15 protein-coding genes are annotated in these 14,168 nt (G+C 63.4%); 13 read left to right on the plus strand and 2 right to left on the minus strand.

Annotation, left to right across the window (positions count from 1 at the left end; genetic code table 11):
* Window positions 1–16 precede the first annotated feature (16 nt).
* Window positions 17–1,486: a MocR-like pyridoxine biosynthesis transcription factor PdxR gene (gene pdxR, locus J1C56_RS16450; protein WP_214391124.1), complete on the minus strand. Its 1,470-nt coding sequence runs from the start codon at window positions 1,484–1,486 to the stop codon at window positions 17–19.
* A gap of 224 nt (window positions 1,487–1,710) precedes the next feature.
* On the opposite strand from pdxR, the gene J1C56_RS16455 reads away from it, so the two are divergent.
* From J1C56_RS16455 to J1C56_RS16515, 13 genes are all read left to right on the plus strand, one after another.
* Window positions 1,711–2,829 carry an ABC transporter substrate-binding protein gene (locus J1C56_RS16455; protein ID WP_214391125.1) on the plus strand — a complete coding sequence of 373 codons (1,119 nt, stop codon included), beginning with the start codon at window positions 1,711–1,713 and terminating at the stop codon, window positions 2,827–2,829.
* Between the two features lie 66 nt (window positions 2,830–2,895).
* On the plus strand, window positions 2,896–3,780 hold the full coding sequence (locus J1C56_RS16460; RefSeq protein WP_214391126.1) for an ABC transporter permease: 885 nt from the start codon (window positions 2,896–2,898) through the stop codon (window positions 3,778–3,780).
* Window positions 3,777–4,565: an ABC transporter permease gene (locus J1C56_RS16465; RefSeq protein WP_214391127.1), complete on the plus strand. Its 789-nt coding sequence runs from the start codon at window positions 3,777–3,779 to the stop codon at window positions 4,563–4,565. The genes J1C56_RS16460 and J1C56_RS16465 overlap by 4 nt, the downstream gene beginning before the upstream one ends.
* Before the next feature lie 2 nt (window positions 4,566–4,567).
* Window positions 4,568–5,626, plus strand: coding sequence for an ABC transporter ATP-binding protein (locus J1C56_RS16470; protein ID WP_214391128.1), 1,059 nt, complete (start codon window positions 4,568–4,570; stop codon window positions 5,624–5,626).
* A 49-nt stretch (window positions 5,627–5,675) separates the two neighbouring features.
* Window positions 5,676–6,698, plus strand: a complete 1,023-nt coding sequence (locus J1C56_RS16475; RefSeq protein WP_246591518.1) for a sugar phosphate isomerase/epimerase family protein — start codon at window positions 5,676–5,678, stop codon at window positions 6,696–6,698.
* Window positions 6,695–7,471, plus strand: a complete 777-nt coding sequence (locus tag J1C56_RS16480; protein ID WP_214391130.1) for an inositol monophosphatase family protein — start codon at window positions 6,695–6,697, stop codon at window positions 7,469–7,471. Before J1C56_RS16475 ends, J1C56_RS16480 begins: the two co-directional genes overlap by 4 nt.
* 254 nt (window positions 7,472–7,725) lie before the next feature.
* Window positions 7,726–8,652 carry an amino acid ABC transporter permease gene (locus J1C56_RS16485; protein ID WP_214391131.1) on the plus strand — a complete coding sequence of 309 codons (927 nt, stop codon included), beginning with the start codon at window positions 7,726–7,728 and terminating at the stop codon, window positions 8,650–8,652.
* The gene (locus J1C56_RS16490) at window positions 8,649–9,413 is read left to right on the plus strand and encodes an amino acid ABC transporter ATP-binding protein (protein WP_214391132.1); all 765 of its coding nucleotides are present in this window, start codon (window positions 8,649–8,651) and stop codon (window positions 9,411–9,413) included. The genes J1C56_RS16485 and J1C56_RS16490 overlap by 4 nt, the downstream gene beginning before the upstream one ends.
* Before the next feature lie 28 nt (window positions 9,414–9,441).
* Window positions 9,442–10,305 (plus strand): ABC transporter substrate-binding protein, encoded by an 864-nt coding sequence (locus tag J1C56_RS16495; RefSeq protein ID WP_214391133.1) that lies wholly within the window; start codon window positions 9,442–9,444, stop codon window positions 10,303–10,305.
* A gap of 22 nt (window positions 10,306–10,327) precedes the next feature.
* Window positions 10,328–11,113 carry a GntR family transcriptional regulator gene (locus J1C56_RS16500; protein WP_214391134.1) on the plus strand — a complete coding sequence of 262 codons (786 nt, stop codon included), beginning with the start codon at window positions 10,328–10,330 and terminating at the stop codon, window positions 11,111–11,113.
* A gap of 28 nt (window positions 11,114–11,141) precedes the next feature.
* Window positions 11,142–11,882, plus strand: coding sequence for a BtpA/SgcQ family protein (locus tag J1C56_RS16505; RefSeq protein WP_214391135.1), 741 nt, complete (start codon window positions 11,142–11,144; stop codon window positions 11,880–11,882).
* A complete protein-coding gene (locus J1C56_RS16510; protein WP_214391136.1) occupies window positions 11,879–12,397 on the plus strand; it encodes an ureidoglycolate lyase in 519 nt (172 codons plus the stop codon). Before J1C56_RS16505 ends, J1C56_RS16510 begins: the two co-directional genes overlap by 4 nt.
* Window positions 12,394–13,332 carry a carbohydrate kinase family protein gene (locus tag J1C56_RS16515; RefSeq protein WP_214391137.1) on the plus strand — a complete coding sequence of 313 codons (939 nt, stop codon included), beginning with the start codon at window positions 12,394–12,396 and terminating at the stop codon, window positions 13,330–13,332. Before J1C56_RS16510 ends, J1C56_RS16515 begins: the two co-directional genes overlap by 4 nt.
* Before the next feature lie 112 nt (window positions 13,333–13,444).
* On the opposite strand, the gene J1C56_RS16520 is transcribed toward J1C56_RS16515, so the two are convergent.
* Entirely contained in the window at window positions 13,445–14,113 is a 669-nt protein-coding gene (locus J1C56_RS16520) for a DUF2848 family protein (RefSeq protein ID WP_214391138.1), read from the minus strand.
* Between the last annotated feature and the right edge of the window lie 55 nt (window positions 14,114–14,168).

The following is a 14,168-nucleotide window of genomic DNA, read 5'->3' on the forward strand; positions in this document are numbered from 1 at the left end:
AGTCGCAGGACCAGCCTCACTGCCGGGAGAGTGCTTCCGCGAGACGGCTGAGATAGGGCGTCATCCGCTCCGTGGGCACGCCGGCATAGCCGAGGATAAGTGCGCCGGGGCCGGGTGTGACGATCGCATAGTCGGATAGGGGATAGCATTGCAGCCCGGCATCGCGCGCGGCGCGATGCGCTGTCCGGTCGTCGCGGCCGTCTTCCAGCCAGGCGAGCGCGTTGAGCCCGCTTTCGGAGCAATCGACGCGCGCAAGCCCGCCAAGGGCTATCCGTCCGGCTTGCTGGAATATCTCGCGGCGTTCGGCATAGAGGCTGCGCATGCGCCTGAGGTGGCTGGCGAAATGGCCGCCGCCGATGAATTCGGCAAGGGCGAGTTGGGTTTCCACCGGCACGCTGCGATGGATCAGGGCAGAAAGATTGCGAAAGGCGCCGACGAGCTGCGGCGGCAGGACGAGATAGCCGACGCGGATACCCGGATACAGCGCCTTGCTGAAGCTGCCCGCATAGATGACCCGGCCATGACTGTCGACCGAGCGCATGGAGGGCAGGGGTGCTCCGTCGTAACGGAATTCGCTGTCGTAATCGTCCTCGATGATCCAGGTATCGTTCACCCGCGCCCATTCGAGGAGGGCAAGCCGGCGCGGCAGTGAGAGCGTCACGCCGAGCGGGTGGTGGCGCGAGGGCATGACGAAGGCAAGCCGCGCATCGGGATGGCGCGCCACGGCGCCAGCCACATCCATGCCGTCGGAATCGACTTCCACGGGGCACAGACGCAGCCCGAGCGTGCGGAACAAGTTGCTTGTGGTGACGGGGCCGGGATCCTCGAACCAGATGCCGTCGCCGGGATCGGCAAGCGCCAAGGCTGCGAGCGTGAAAGCGGCATGTCCGCCAGGCGTGATGACGATCTGTTCCGGATCGCAGGAGTCGCGCCGGTGCAGGGCGAGATATTCAGCGATCCTCTGGCGCAGCATCAATTCGCCCGCGACATCGCCATAGCCCATCGCGGCCCTGCCGCCGCGCGTCACCGCATTCCAGCATTTGCGCCAGACGGCGAAGGGAAACCGGTCGAGTGCCGGCTGGTTGGGCAAGAAAGGCTTCTGTTCCATCTGGCCGATTTCGGCCGAGACGCTGCGCGACAGGGCGCCGATCCGCGACAGCCGTGGCGGCGCATCACCTTCGGCCGGCGCGAAGCGCGGTTTCGGCGATTGAGGGGGCAGGGCTGCGGAAACGAAGGTGCCTGCGCCCTGACGCGCCTCGAGGAAGCCTTCCGCCTTCAGGTTCTCCAGGACCCGCACCAGTGTCTGGCGCGACAGGCCAAGCTCCTGCGCGAGGACACGGCTTGCCGGCAGGCGTGTGCCCGCCCTGAGATGGCCGCGCAGGATCGCCATGCGCAACTGGTCCTGGACCTGGCGGAATTTCGACAGCGCCGCTGCTGCGTCGAGGCGGAGGAAGGGCAGGATTGGGCCTTCGAACTGCTTGGCCAAGGGCGTGCCTTCGGAAAAATTGGTACAGTTAAATGCACGATAATGGACGTTTGATTGTTGTCCAATTGTTACATGCTGTCCCTACACGAAAAAGCACCGATGCAGCCCCAGGACGCAGACAGGTGCAAGGGGAACCGGGCCGGGCGGAGAAGCCGACGACCGGATGCAAGGACCAAAGCAGCCATTGCCCACGCGCCGTCGAAGACGGCCAATAGGAGGATTCCATGAACCGCTTCGTATCTAGCGCGGCCAGCCGCGCATTCGTCTCGACGCTTGCCCTTGTCGTCGCCTTGCCGGGCCTGGCGAGCGCCGAGCCGTCGCAGGACCTCGTGGATGCCGCTACCAAGGAAGGCATGCTGACGGTCATCGCGCTGCCGCATGACTGGTGCAATTACGGTGAGGTCATCGCCAACTTCAAGGCCAAGTACACCGGCATCGAGGTCAACGAGCTGAACCCTGACGCGGGAACGGCCGACGAGCTGGAGGCGATCCGCGCCAACAAGGGCAATATGGGTTCGCAGGCCCCCGACGTCGTCGACCTCGGCCTCGCTTTCGCCCCGGCGGCGGCCAAGGAAGGCCTGCTCCAGCCCTACAAGGTGGCAACCTGGGACGAAATCCCTGACAACATCAAGGACGCCAACGGCTATTGGTACGGCGACTATTACGGCGTCATGGCCTTCGGCGTGAACAAGGACCTGCTTTCGACCGCGCCAACCGAGTGGTCGGACCTTGCCAAGCCCGAATATTCCGGCGCGGTGGCGCTTACCGGTGATCCTCGTTCCTCGGCGCAGGCGATCCTAGCGCTGATGTCGGCTGGCATTTCGCGCGGCGCCGAACCTGGCACGGACTCCGGTGCCAAGGGACTGGAACTCTTCGCCGAACTGAACAAGGTCGGCAATTTCGTGCCCGTTCTGGGCAAAGCCGGTACCATCGCCCAGGGCCAGACGCCGATCGTCGCCGCGTGGGATTACAACCTTTTGGCCTGGCGCGACGCGCTCAACGGCAATCCGCCGATGGAGGTGGTCGTGCCGACCAGCGGCGTGGTGGCCGGCGTCTATGTGCAGGCGATCTCGGCCTATGCGCCGCATCCGAATGCCGCAAAGCTCTGGATGGAACATCTCTATTCCGACGAAGGCCAGACCGGCTGGCTGAAGGGCTACTGCCATCCGGCGCGTTTCAACGCCATGCTGAAGGCCGGCAAGTTCCCGCAGGTCCTGCTCGACAAGCTGCCGCCGGCCGAAGCCTATGAAAAGGCCATTTTCCCGACTGTCGAGGCGCTCGACGCCAACAAGACCGCCATCGTCGAAGGCTGGGACAAGGTGGTCGGCGCCAACGTGAAATAGGCCGCGTCCGGTACGGAGGCTCCCTCTCGCGGAGCCTCCGGCCGCAGCGCCTTCAGGAACAATCCAATGACGACAAGCGCCGTATCCCTGCCAGCCTCCTTGCGGCCACGGCAGGTTCTCAGCTGGTTCGGGGTCGCTCCCTTTTTCCTCTTCGCCCTTTTGTTCCTCATCTTGCCAACGCTCAACATCGTCGTCGGCGCCTTCCGCAATGCGCAAGGTCAGGCGACGCTGGAAAATCTTGGTAAGCTTTTCTCGCCCTCCATCCAGTCGGCCTTCTGGATCTCGATCGAACTCAGCCTGCTGACGGCGGTGCTCGGCTGTATCTTCGGCTTCCTCATCGCCGCGGCCATCACGCTCGGTGACCTGCCGCGCCCGTTGCGCAACGCCATCCTCACCTTTTCCGGTGTTGCTTCCAACTTCGCCGGCGTGCCGCTCGCCTTCGCCTTCATCGCCACGCTCGGCCGTCTGGGCTTCGTGACGATGCTGCTGCGCCATTGGTTCGGCATCAACCTGTACGGCTCGGGCTTCAGCATCGTCTCTTTCCTTGGCCTCGCGCTTACCTATCTCTATTTCCAGATTCCGCTGATGGTACTGATCATCACGCCGGCGCTGGACGGGCTCAGGCGCGAATGGCGCGAGGCGGCCGAAAGCCTCGGGGCCAGCGGTTTCCAATACTGGCGCCTGGTGGCGCTGCCGGTGCTGTGGCCGTCATTGCTCGGCACGCTGGCGCTGCTCTTCGCAAATGCCTTCGGGGCCGTCGCGACCGCCATCGCGCTCACCGGCTCGTCGCTTTCCATCGCGCCCATCGTGCTCTTCGCGCAGATTCGCGGTGATGTGCTGAACGATCCGCATCTCGGCTACGCCATCGCCTTCGCGATGATAGTGCTCACCGCCATTGCCAACGGCATCTACATCCTCCTGCGCATGCGCGCCGAAAGGTGGGTCAAATGACGGGAAAGCGCTTCTGGTCCTGGCTCGCCGTTGCGTTCGGCGGACTCTATTTTCTGCTTCCGCTCGTCGGCATGTTCGATTTCTCGATGCGCATGCAGCGCGGCGCCTATTCCTTCGAGGCCTACCGCGTCGTGCTTGCCGATCCGCAGTTCCAGCAGACCTTCGGCTATTCGGTTGTCCTTGCCTTATTGACCATCGTCCTCGGCATCCTGATCGTCGTGCCGACCGCCTACTTCGTGCGGCTGCGTTTTCCCGGCCTCCGGCCGGTCATTGAGTTCATCACGCTGCTGCCGCTGGTCATCCCGCCCATCGTCATCGTCTTCGGCTACATCCGCATCTACAACACCTCTTCCATCCTGCCGCTGACGGGAAGCTGGTGGGGCACCAACATCCTGCTGCTGTTTGGCTATGTGATGCTGTCGTTGCCCTACATGTACCGTTCGGTGGATACCGGCCTGCGCACCATCGACATCGCCAGCCTAACCGAAGCGGCCCAATCGCTCGGGGCCGGCTGGGCGCGCATTCTGACCGTCGTCATCCTGCCGAACGTCTTCGTCTCTGTGCTGTCAGGGGCCTTCCTGACCTTTGCGATCGTCATCGGCGAATACGTTTTCGCTGCGCTGCTGAACGTCGACTCCTTCGGCCCCTACATGGTCTGGATGGGCGGCAACAGGGCCTACGAACCCTCGGCACTTGCCGTCATCGCGTTTGCCATCACCTGGGCATGCATGGGGCTGATCCAGCTTTTCACCAGCTTTTCCAAATTCTCCACCGTGAGGCGCTGATTATGGCCTTCCTCGACATCCAGCATCTGGAAAAGTCCTTCGGCGCGATGCACGTGGTCAAGGATTTCAATCTCGGCGTCGAAAAGGGCGAATTCGTCTCCTTCCTCGGCCCCTCCGGCTGCGGCAAGACGACGGTGCTGCGCATGGTCGCCGGCTTCGAGACACCGACATCCGGCGCCATCCGCATCGACGGGCAAGACATGACCTGCCTGCCCGCCAACCGCCGCAACATCGGCATGGTGTTCCAGGCCTATGCGCTCTTTCCCAACTTGACGGTGGAAGAAAACATCGGCTTTGGCCTCAAGGTGGCGGGTGAGGGTAAGGTCGCGATACGCAGCCGGGTCGGCGAGATGCTCGAGTTGATCGGCCTGCGGCAGTTGGGCAGCCGCTATCCGTTCCAGCTGTCTGGCGGCCAGCAGCAGCGCGTGGCGCTGGCCCGAGCGCTCGCACCTCGTCCACAGGTGCTGTTGCTCGACGAGCCGCTTTCGGCGCTCGACGCCAAAATCCGCATCAGCCTGCGTGAGGAAATCCGCCGCATCCAGCGTGACCTCGGCATCACCACGATCTTCGTGACGCACGATCAGGAGGAGGCACTCTCCATGTCGGACCGGGTGGTGGTCATGCACCAGGGCATCGCCGACCAGGTCGCCACGCCGTTCGAGATCTACAACCGGCCGACCACACGCTTCGTCGCGCAGTTCGTTGGCACTTTGAACCTGCTCGAGGCCAACGTCGTGGACGCCGCCGCCGGCAAGGTGCTGCTAGGCGAGGTGCCCGTGTCGCTGAACCGGCCGCTACCCGGCCGCACCGGCGAACGCATCTCCCTGGCGGCTCGTCCTGAGATCGTCACGCTGGGGCGCAGCGATGGAGACCATGTCGTGCTTGCCGGCCGGATCGCCGACGTGCATTTCCTTGGCTCGGTGATCCGAATCCGCGTCGCGGTCGAAGGGGGCCACCTCTCGCTCGATACGTTCAACCAGCCTGACCGGCCGCCGCCCTCGTTAGGCACGCCGGTCGAGGTCAGCGTGTCCCATCGCGACCTTTTGGTTCTCGCTGCCTGACCTCCCACCCGAACCGACGCCCAGTGAAGGAGCCGGCCGATTGACCGAGATGTCCTGGACTGCCCTAGCAGTCCCCGATTGGCGGGCAAGAATTGCCGCGCTGGCCGCTCCCTTCCGCACCAGACTGGCGCAGCGGGCGCGGAGCGCGCCGCTGTTCGCCCATGCCTATGCCTTCCACCTCAATATGCGCTTCGGCGGGATGCCGCCGTTGCGCATGGCTGAATTCGCCAGGGCGCAAAAACTCGCCGGTCTCAAGATCCATGTCGAGGATGGCGAGCAGGCAAGCCTGAGCCGCATGTCCGAAGAAGCGCTACACACATACGGCGCGGCGATGAAGGGTCTCGGGCTGGAGCTGCATGTCGAGACAAGTACGACGGAAGTGACAGGCCTCGCGAACGCGGTGCGCATCGCGCACGCCACCGGCGCCACTTCGCTGCGCTGCTATCCGCGCTACGAGGGGCGCGTTTCCGACATCATTGAACGCACGACCGCCGATCTGCGGCAGCTGACGGCATTGGATCCCGACGGGCACCTGCGCTTCACACTCGAACAGCACGAGGATCTGAAATCCGAAGAACTGATCCGTATCCTGAAGGCCGTCGCCAACCCGCGCCTCAGCCTGCTGTTCGATTTCGGCAACATGATAAATGCTTATGAGCCGCCATTGGCCGCGCTCGTGGACCAGGCGCCCTATGTGAGCGAGGTGCACGTCAAGGATTGTCTCGTCCAGCCGGACCGCGGCGGCTGGGCGCATGCCGCGTGCCAGTCCGGCAAGGGCCACCTGCCGATGCATGCAATGTTTGTGGAGTTGCTGCTTCTGGGCGAGGACCGGCCGCAGGTCCTAGCGTTTGGGTTGGAGGAGGAGGAGGGCTATTTCGCGCCTGCCTTGCGCTTTCCCGCGGAGGAGGCCGACCCCTTCATCGCCGCCCGATCCGCCAGTTTCACGCATGTCGGCTCAGGCGATCTGAGCACGCGCCTCCTGCAGGAAGCCGATGCCGCTCGCAGGCAGGTCGAAACCGTTCGGGCCTTGCTCGACGCCATCGCTACCGAAGCTGAAAGGACGCAAGGATGACCCACGAGCCTGCCTATCTGGCACTAGCCCATGCGATGGCCGATGCAGCCGCCGACGTGATCCGCCCCCATTTCCGAAAACGCCTTGCCATCGACACCAAGGCCGACGCCAGCCCCGTCACCGTTGCTGACCGGGACGCGGAAGCCACGATGCGGCAGATGATCGAGGCGCAGTTTCCCGACCATGGCATAAGGGGCGAGGAATTCGGTGCCTGCCGAACCGACGCCAAATGGATCTGGGTGCTCGACCCCATCGACGGCACCAAATCCTTCGTTTCTGGCTCGCTTGCCTTCGGCACCCAGATCGCGCTTGTCCACCGGGGCAAGCCGGTGATCGGCCTGATCAACCAGCCGATCACGGGCGAACGCTGGTTCGGCACAGGCTCCGGCGCGACCCTCAACGGCGAGCCGATACACACCAGCGGCACGACAGCGCTCGACGAAGCGATCCTCTACACATCGGCGCTCGAACAGTTCGACCCATCTCGACATGACCGGTTCTCCGCCCTGGCCGCAAAGGTCCGATTCACCCGCTTCTCGCATGACTGTTACGCCGCCGGGCTCCTGGCACTTGGCGGGATCGATCTTCTCGTCGAAAGCAACGTCTTCGACTACGATATCCTGCCGCAAATGCCTATCGTGCAGGCTGCAGGGGGCATCGTGACCGACTGGGATGGACGGCAGCTCGGTGATGCGTCGCGCTACGACACCGTGCTTATGGCGGCAAACGAGGAATTGCATCGGGCCGCACTGAAAGCTCTCCGTCCAGCGTGACCCTAAAAGAGCTACCTCAGGCGAGTGTTCCAGTTCGCGACGTCTGACGGGCGACATCCTAGCACCGGAGCGCCAGCGCGCAGGGCCAGGAACTGCCGATTGATCGAAATGACGGCCTTTGAACACGAGACGTCTTCGAAAATGGAGAATCTCTCGCCGACCGTCTGTACCGAAAAGTTTGTAGCCGAGGCCGGCTTGACTCTATCTAAGAGCATCCATATTAAGTTGTAGGCCTAACCCTACAAGTGGACGTCATGCCTCAACCATCTTCCCCTTCGATCGCCGCGTTGTCCCTAGCCGACCTGCCGGGGCGGGACGTCGCCGTTCGACATTTGCGTCATCCCGGCCGCTGGATCAGCGGTGGCATCGTCGTCCTGCTGCTCGCCCTGATCGGCCATGCCTTTGCAGTTGGGCAGATCCAATGGCTCGTGGTCGGTCAATTCCTGACGGCCGGCGTCATCATCACCGGCTTTGGCTGGACGTTGCTGATCTCGGCCTGCGCCCTGGTTCTCGGCGTGGCGCTTGGCTTCGCCTTCGGCATCATGCGGCTCTCGGAAAACCCGATCCTGCGATTTGCCGCTTGGCTCTACGTCTGGATTTTCCGTGGCACCCCTGTGCTGTTGCAGCTTCTCATCTGGTTCAACATCGCGCTCGTCTTTCCGCGCCTCTACATTCCGGGCCTCGTCGATGAGCGCATGGTCGATGTGGTGACGCCCTTCGTCGCCGCCGTCCTCGGCCTCGGCGTCAACGAAGGTTCCTATCTGACGGAAGTGGTGCGCGGTGGCATCGGCTCCGTCGACAGCGGCCAGAAGGAAGCGGCCCATACGCTCGGCATGACACCTGGCCAAACGATGCGCCGCATCATCCTGCCGCAGACCTTGCGGCTGATCCTGCCGGTTCTCGGCAACAGCGCCATCGGCATGCTGAAGTTTTCCTCGCTCGCCGCCACCATCGCCATGGGCGAAATGCTGAACGCCGCGCAGCGCATCTATTTCATCAACGGCGCGGTCATCGAGCTGCTGTTCGTCTGTGCCGTCTGGTACCTGGCCGGCACCACGATACTCTCGATCGGCCAATACTATCTCGAACGCCATTTCGGCCGCGACGCTGCAACTGCAACCAGCGAGAGGCGCTGGTTCAGGGGTTGGGCGCGGCGCCCCGCCGTCGAGGGTGAAGCATGAATCTCGCGATCAAGGCGGTCGGCATCCGCAAGAGTTTTGGCAATCACGAAGTCCTGAAGGGCCTCGACCTGGAAGTCGCTTATGGCGAGGTGCTCTGCATCCTCGGCCCTTCGGGCAGTGGCAAGAGCACCTTCTTGCGCTGCATCAACCATCTGGAAACGCCGAACGGTGGCTATGTCTGGGTCGACGGCGCCATCATGGGCTACGAACTTAGCCGCGGCGCCTTGCAGGAATTGCCGATCAAGAAGCTGCGCGCCCAGCAGAGCCAGCTCGGCATGGTGTTTCAGCATTTCAACCTGTTCGCCCACCGCACAGTGCTCGGCAATGTCATCGAGGGGCCGATGGTCGTGCGCGGCCTCAGCCGCGCCAAAGCTGAGGCCCACGCCATGGACTTGCTCGAGCAGGTCGGCATGGCCGGCAAGGCGTCGAGCTATCCCTCGCAGCTTTCCGGCGGCCAGAAGCAGCGCGTGGCGATCGCCCGCTCGCTGGCAATGGAGCCGCGCGTGATGCTGTTCGACGAACCGACCAGCGCACTTGACCCGGAACTCGTCGGCGAGGTGCTAGAGGTGATGCGCAACCTGGCACGCGGCGGCACTACCATGATTGTCGTCACCCACGAGATCGGCTTCGCCCGCGAGGTGGCCGACCGCGTCGTGGTGATGATCGACGGAGAAATTCGCGAAACCGGGGCTCCGGGGCAGGTCCTCAGCAATCCTGCCGATCCGCGCGTACGCAGCTTCCTCAGCCGCGTGCTGGCCTGACATTCACAGCTCAATGGGAGAAGAGAAAATGAAACGACCGCTACCGATGGCTCTGGCGCTCGCCTCCGCCACGTTCCTCAGCCTTGCCGCAAGTGGCGCGGCCCACGCCGCCGCCGACGAGAAGCTGGCTGCCGCCGTGCCGGAAGCCGTGCGCACCACCGGCAAGCTGAACGTCACGATCAGCCTCGCTTATCCGCCGATGGAGTTCAGCGATGCGGGTTCGACGGAGCTGAAAGGCTTTGACATCGACCTCGCCAAGGCCATCGCCGAACGCCTCGGCCTTGCCGCGGAATTCCAGAATGTCGAATTCCCGCAGCTGATCCCGCAGGTCGTCACCGGACGCTCCGACCTGATCATGACCGCGTTCTCCGACAAGGTCGAGCGCCAGACGCAGCTCGATTTCATCGATTATTTCAAGACCGGCAACGTGTTCTACTCGTCCGTCGATCATCAGGCCGACATCAAGGCCGAGGCCGACCTTTGCGGCAAGACTGTAGCGGTTGCGACGGGAACGAGCTGGGTCACCTGGGCGGAAGAGCTCGGCAAATCCATCTGCCCGGCCGACAAGCTGATCACCGTCATTCAGATCCCGACCCAGGCCGAGCACATCATGCAGATCCGCCAGGGCCGCGCACAGGCATCGGTGATCGGCCTCGAAGGGCTTCTCGACCTGATGAAGCAGGATCCGGGCAAGTTCTACCAGATCGGCGAGGTGGGCGAGGTCAATCATTACGGCATCGCATTCGCCAAGGCGAACGGGGATCTGCGCGATGCCGTGCTGGCAGCGCTCAATGCCATGAAGGCCGACGGCACTTATACACAGATCCTCGACCGCTACGGCTTGAAACAGGCCGGCGTCGAAGAGTTCAAGATAAACGGCACCACCAAGTAACGGAACCGAGCCGGAGCCTGTCTTGACCCATCCCTTCATGCCAGACGCCCCCATCGTGGCGGACGAACGCACCGACGACAGATTGTCCCGGTTACTTCTCGATCCCTATTCGAGCGAGCAGCTCTACCGGCAGCTTTACCGGGCGCTGCGCGCCGCGATCCTGAGCGGTGATTTTTCCGAGGGGGAAGCCATCCCTTCGGAAAACCAGCTGCGCGACCAGTTCGCCATCGCCCGGACCACGGTGCGTAATGCGATGGCGCTGCTGGTGTCGGAAGGATTGGTCCAGCAGGTTCGCGGTCGCGGCACCATCGTGTCGCACCGGCCGATCAGCCACAATATCTGGAACTTCGGCAGCTTCACTGAACTGGCACGCCGGCAGGGCCAGCGCCCGGTAACGCGGGTGCTGGAACACCGGGTGGAAAACGGCGAACTGCTTTTGGTCCGCGCCCGCGGCCTTGCCAATGGCGAGACGATCAACTGGCTGAACGTCGACACGTCGCAGCTCGACCTTGCTCTTTATCCCGGCATCGACCGCAACGATTTCGCGGCGCAATCGCTCTATGAGGTTTTGCGCCGCGACTATGACCGCCATCCCCTGCGTTCCGAACTGCTGCTGACCGTCGTGCCGCCGTCTGATCGCCTCCGGGAGGTCTTTGCCCCGGCACCCGAGGTGCCGGGCTATCTTTGCGCCAGCGGGGATGTGCTCGACGCCGACGACCGGTTGGTTGAACGCACGTCGATCGTCTACTCGCCGGCGGTCCAGATGAAATTCGCAACCCGCTGGGGACGCGATACCGCGCCTGCCTGAGAGCAGCGCGACGCAGGAGAACAAGACTATGAGCCGCTTCGGCGAGACTTTTACCACCCCCAAACCGATCCTCGGCATGCTGCACCTGGCCGGAGACGGCCCTGAGGCGAAACTCGCCCAGGCCGAGGAAGAGGCCCGCATCATGGCCGGCGAAGGTGTCGACGGGCTGGTGGTCGAGAACTATTTCGGCGATGCCGAAGATGTCGAGCGCGTGCTGGAACGGCTGTTCGGCGTCGACCTCGGCACGAAGATCGGCGTCAATGTGCTGCGGGACAACATACGCGCCTTCGCGCTCGCCAAGCGCTATCCGGTCGCTTTCATCCAGGTCGATTCTGTCGCTGGCCATCTGCCGACGGAAGCCGACGCGCCCTTTGCCGCCGATCTCGCCGCCCGTCGGACAAGCGTTCCCGCGCTGCTTCTCGGTGGCGTGCGCTTCAAGTACCAGCCTATCCTTTCCGGCCGGCCCGAGGCGGAGGACGTGCGTATCGGCGCGGCGCGCTGCGACGGCCTCGTGGTGACCTCGGACGCCACTGGCCAGCCGACCGACATGGACAAGGTGGCACGCTTTCGCAGTGCCACCGGCGGCAGCGTGCCACTGTTGATTGGCGCCGGTCTAACCGAAAACAATGCTGCCGAACAGTTGGCGGAAGCCGATGGTGCGGTCGTGGGCAGCTGGTTCAAGCACGACCACAAGGATACCGGCCGCGTCGAGTCAAGCCATGTAGCCCGGTTGATGCGCGCCGTGCGCGCCGCAAGGAGCGCTGCATGAACTCTACGGATGCCATCATCGCCCGGCCGGTTACGTCCGAGAATTTCGCGCGCTTCGGCACGGTCTACGACCTAACCGACGATGCCGATCCCAAGGCGATCTGGACCGCCGGTGATGGCTGGCGCGACGGCTTCACCAGGACGCCGCTGATCGAGGGTTCCGGCCATCTCGGCATCACACGCGGCGGCGGTGCGCCGTGGTCCTGCACAGCCATGGAGCGCCATTTGGGCACCGAGGAGGCGCTCTTCTGTGCTGCACTTCCCATCGTTCTCGCCGTCGCCCCCGCGTCGGATGGTGAAGCGCCGCATCGCGAGGGCATTGAAGCATTCGTGATTGCGCCGGGCCACGCTGTGGTGATGCATCGCGGCGTCTGGCACGATGCCTGCCGGGGCGTGTCCGGCCCGACGTCCTACTACTGGATGGCGATCTGTGGGCTCGGCGAAAGCCCCTGGGTGCCGGTTGCTGGTGGGCCGAGGATGGTAGAGGCCGAAGCGCCGGAAGGACCGGGCGCATGACAGCCTTCTTCATCGGCGACGTGGCGCTCGACGAATATTACACCGCCAATCGCTGGCCCGGCCGCGCTGACAAGGGCATGGTCACCGAACTGCCCGCCGAGATTGGTGGCTCCATCGCCAATGCCGCCGTCGTGCATGCGGCACTCGGCGGCGACACTGAGTTCATTTCACTGCTCAACGACAGCCCGCTGTCGCACCGGCTCATTGCCGATCTTCAGGACAATGGCGTCGGCATCGAACATATGCTGACCGACCCAGCCATCGCGGAATCGCGCAACCTGATCTTCCTCGTCGACGGCGAGCATGTCGTGCTTACCGTCGAGATGGGTGAGCAGCCCATGTGGCTGGCGCCCGACACGCTTGCGGCGCTGCGCCAGCCGGGTTTCCTTTACACGACGCTCTACCGCGCCCGGCGCCTGCATGCGCAAGCGGAAGAGGGGGTGCTCAAGCAGGCCGACCTTCTGTCAGACATTCACCGCCACGGCCGGCGCGCCATTTTCGACCTGGACGTCGGCGGTTGTACGGTCGAAGACATGCCCTACCTGACAGGTGCGGCCGTCGTCATCTTCAACCAGGTCGGTTTCCGCACCGCCTTCGGCCATGACGATCTCAGCCGCATCGGCGACTGGATGCGTGACCATGCAATCGGCTGGGTGGTGCGCACGCTGGCGGCTGACGGCGCTGAGGCCAGCAATGGCGAGACGCTTTTGCGTACGCCCGGCTACCCTGTCAACGTGGTTGACGTAACCGGCGCCGGTGACACCTTCGGCGGCACGCTGACCTGGTGCCTCGCGCAGGATCACCCCTTCGCTGAAGCGATGGATTTCGCCGTCGCCGCAGCCTCCCGCTCCGTGACCATCCACGGACCGCGCGGCGGCAGGGCAAATGCGATGGAGATTTGCCGCTGGCGTGACGAGACCTTCGAGGGACTGTAGCCGGGATCAAGGTCGCCTACATCTGGCCGTGGTTGCCGGCGCAGATGATGATGGTGGCGAAGCGCGACAATTCAATCGATGAACACTGGTAATTTGCCGCGGATGTGACGGTTCATCGGGACGTAACGTCGACGACATCGAAGTCGCAACGGATTTCCCGATCGAGGAACCGATCCTGAAGCTTGATTGTAAAGTCTCTCGTGCAGGCATCGATGGCACTCAAGTTCGGCACGGTACCAGAAAAAAGCATGCCTGCTTGCGCGTCGAAACGGCAGTCCCAGCGCGCTTTGTCGAGCAATTGGGCCGGCTTGAGGATACAGTCTACTGACGAAGCCTGAAGGATCGTTCCCCGGCTGCAAAGTTCGAGATGAAGATGATCCCAGTGATCAGTGATTTCGTCCAAAGCCCACGCTGCGGTCGCAACGACTTTCTGACAGAGGCCCTTCGACTTTGCAGGCGAGTGCTTCTCGATGGCTAGGTCAAACTGGTCGTTGCCCACCGTCACATATTGTCTTCCTTCAAACCCGAACAAGACGAATTCGACCTCGGGCAGCGTGTCCTCGCCGACGACGTAAACGCTTTTGCCCTGCGTCAGCAGGCAGGGCAGTGCTTCGTAGAAGACAGGAAGCGAACTCGGCGAGGTCACCCCGAGTTTCTGCATTTCCGCGACATGTACAGCGACGTCTTGTTCTCGCCTGCCCGTATAGCCTCCCAGCAACACGCGTTCGACCGTGGGCCAGACATCAACCTCTCCTGGTACCGTGAACCGCAATATGGGCAATTTGACACCACCTTGTAGGAGCGCACTTGAGCGCTGTGCGTCCAAATGGACGCAC

It is taken from the genome of Aminobacter anthyllidis (genome assembly GCF_018555685.1).
Taxonomy (GTDB): domain Bacteria; phylum Pseudomonadota; class Alphaproteobacteria; order Rhizobiales; family Rhizobiaceae; genus Aminobacter; species Aminobacter anthyllidis.

Coding starts and splice junctions, on each gene's coding strand:
- J1C56_RS16470 (WP_214391128.1), top strand. CDS start 4,568: ATGGCCTTCCTCGACATCCAGCATCTGGAAAAGTCCTTCGGCGCGATG.
- J1C56_RS16475 (WP_246591518.1), top strand. CDS start 5,676: ATGTCCTGGACTGCCCTAGCAGTCCCCGATTGGCGGGCAAGAATTGCC.
- J1C56_RS16465 (WP_214391127.1), top strand. CDS start 3,777: ATGACGGGAAAGCGCTTCTGGTCCTGGCTCGCCGTTGCGTTCGGCGGA.
- J1C56_RS16455 (WP_214391125.1), top strand. CDS start 1,711: ATGAACCGCTTCGTATCTAGCGCGGCCAGCCGCGCATTCGTCTCGACG.
- J1C56_RS16495 (WP_214391133.1), top strand. CDS start 9,442: ATGAAACGACCGCTACCGATGGCTCTGGCGCTCGCCTCCGCCACGTTC.
- J1C56_RS16460 (WP_214391126.1), top strand. CDS start 2,896: ATGACGACAAGCGCCGTATCCCTGCCAGCCTCCTTGCGGCCACGGCAG.
- J1C56_RS16505 (WP_214391135.1), top strand. CDS start 11,142: ATGAGCCGCTTCGGCGAGACTTTTACCACCCCCAAACCGATCCTCGGC.
- J1C56_RS16485 (WP_214391131.1), top strand. CDS start 7,726: ATGCCTCAACCATCTTCCCCTTCGATCGCCGCGTTGTCCCTAGCCGAC.
- J1C56_RS16515 (WP_214391137.1), top strand. CDS start 12,394: ATGACAGCCTTCTTCATCGGCGACGTGGCGCTCGACGAATATTACACC.
- J1C56_RS16510 (WP_214391136.1), top strand. CDS start 11,879: ATGAACTCTACGGATGCCATCATCGCCCGGCCGGTTACGTCCGAGAAT.
- J1C56_RS16480 (WP_214391130.1), top strand. CDS start 6,695: ATGACCCACGAGCCTGCCTATCTGGCACTAGCCCATGCGATGGCCGAT.
- J1C56_RS16490 (WP_214391132.1), top strand. CDS start 8,649: ATGAATCTCGCGATCAAGGCGGTCGGCATCCGCAAGAGTTTTGGCAAT.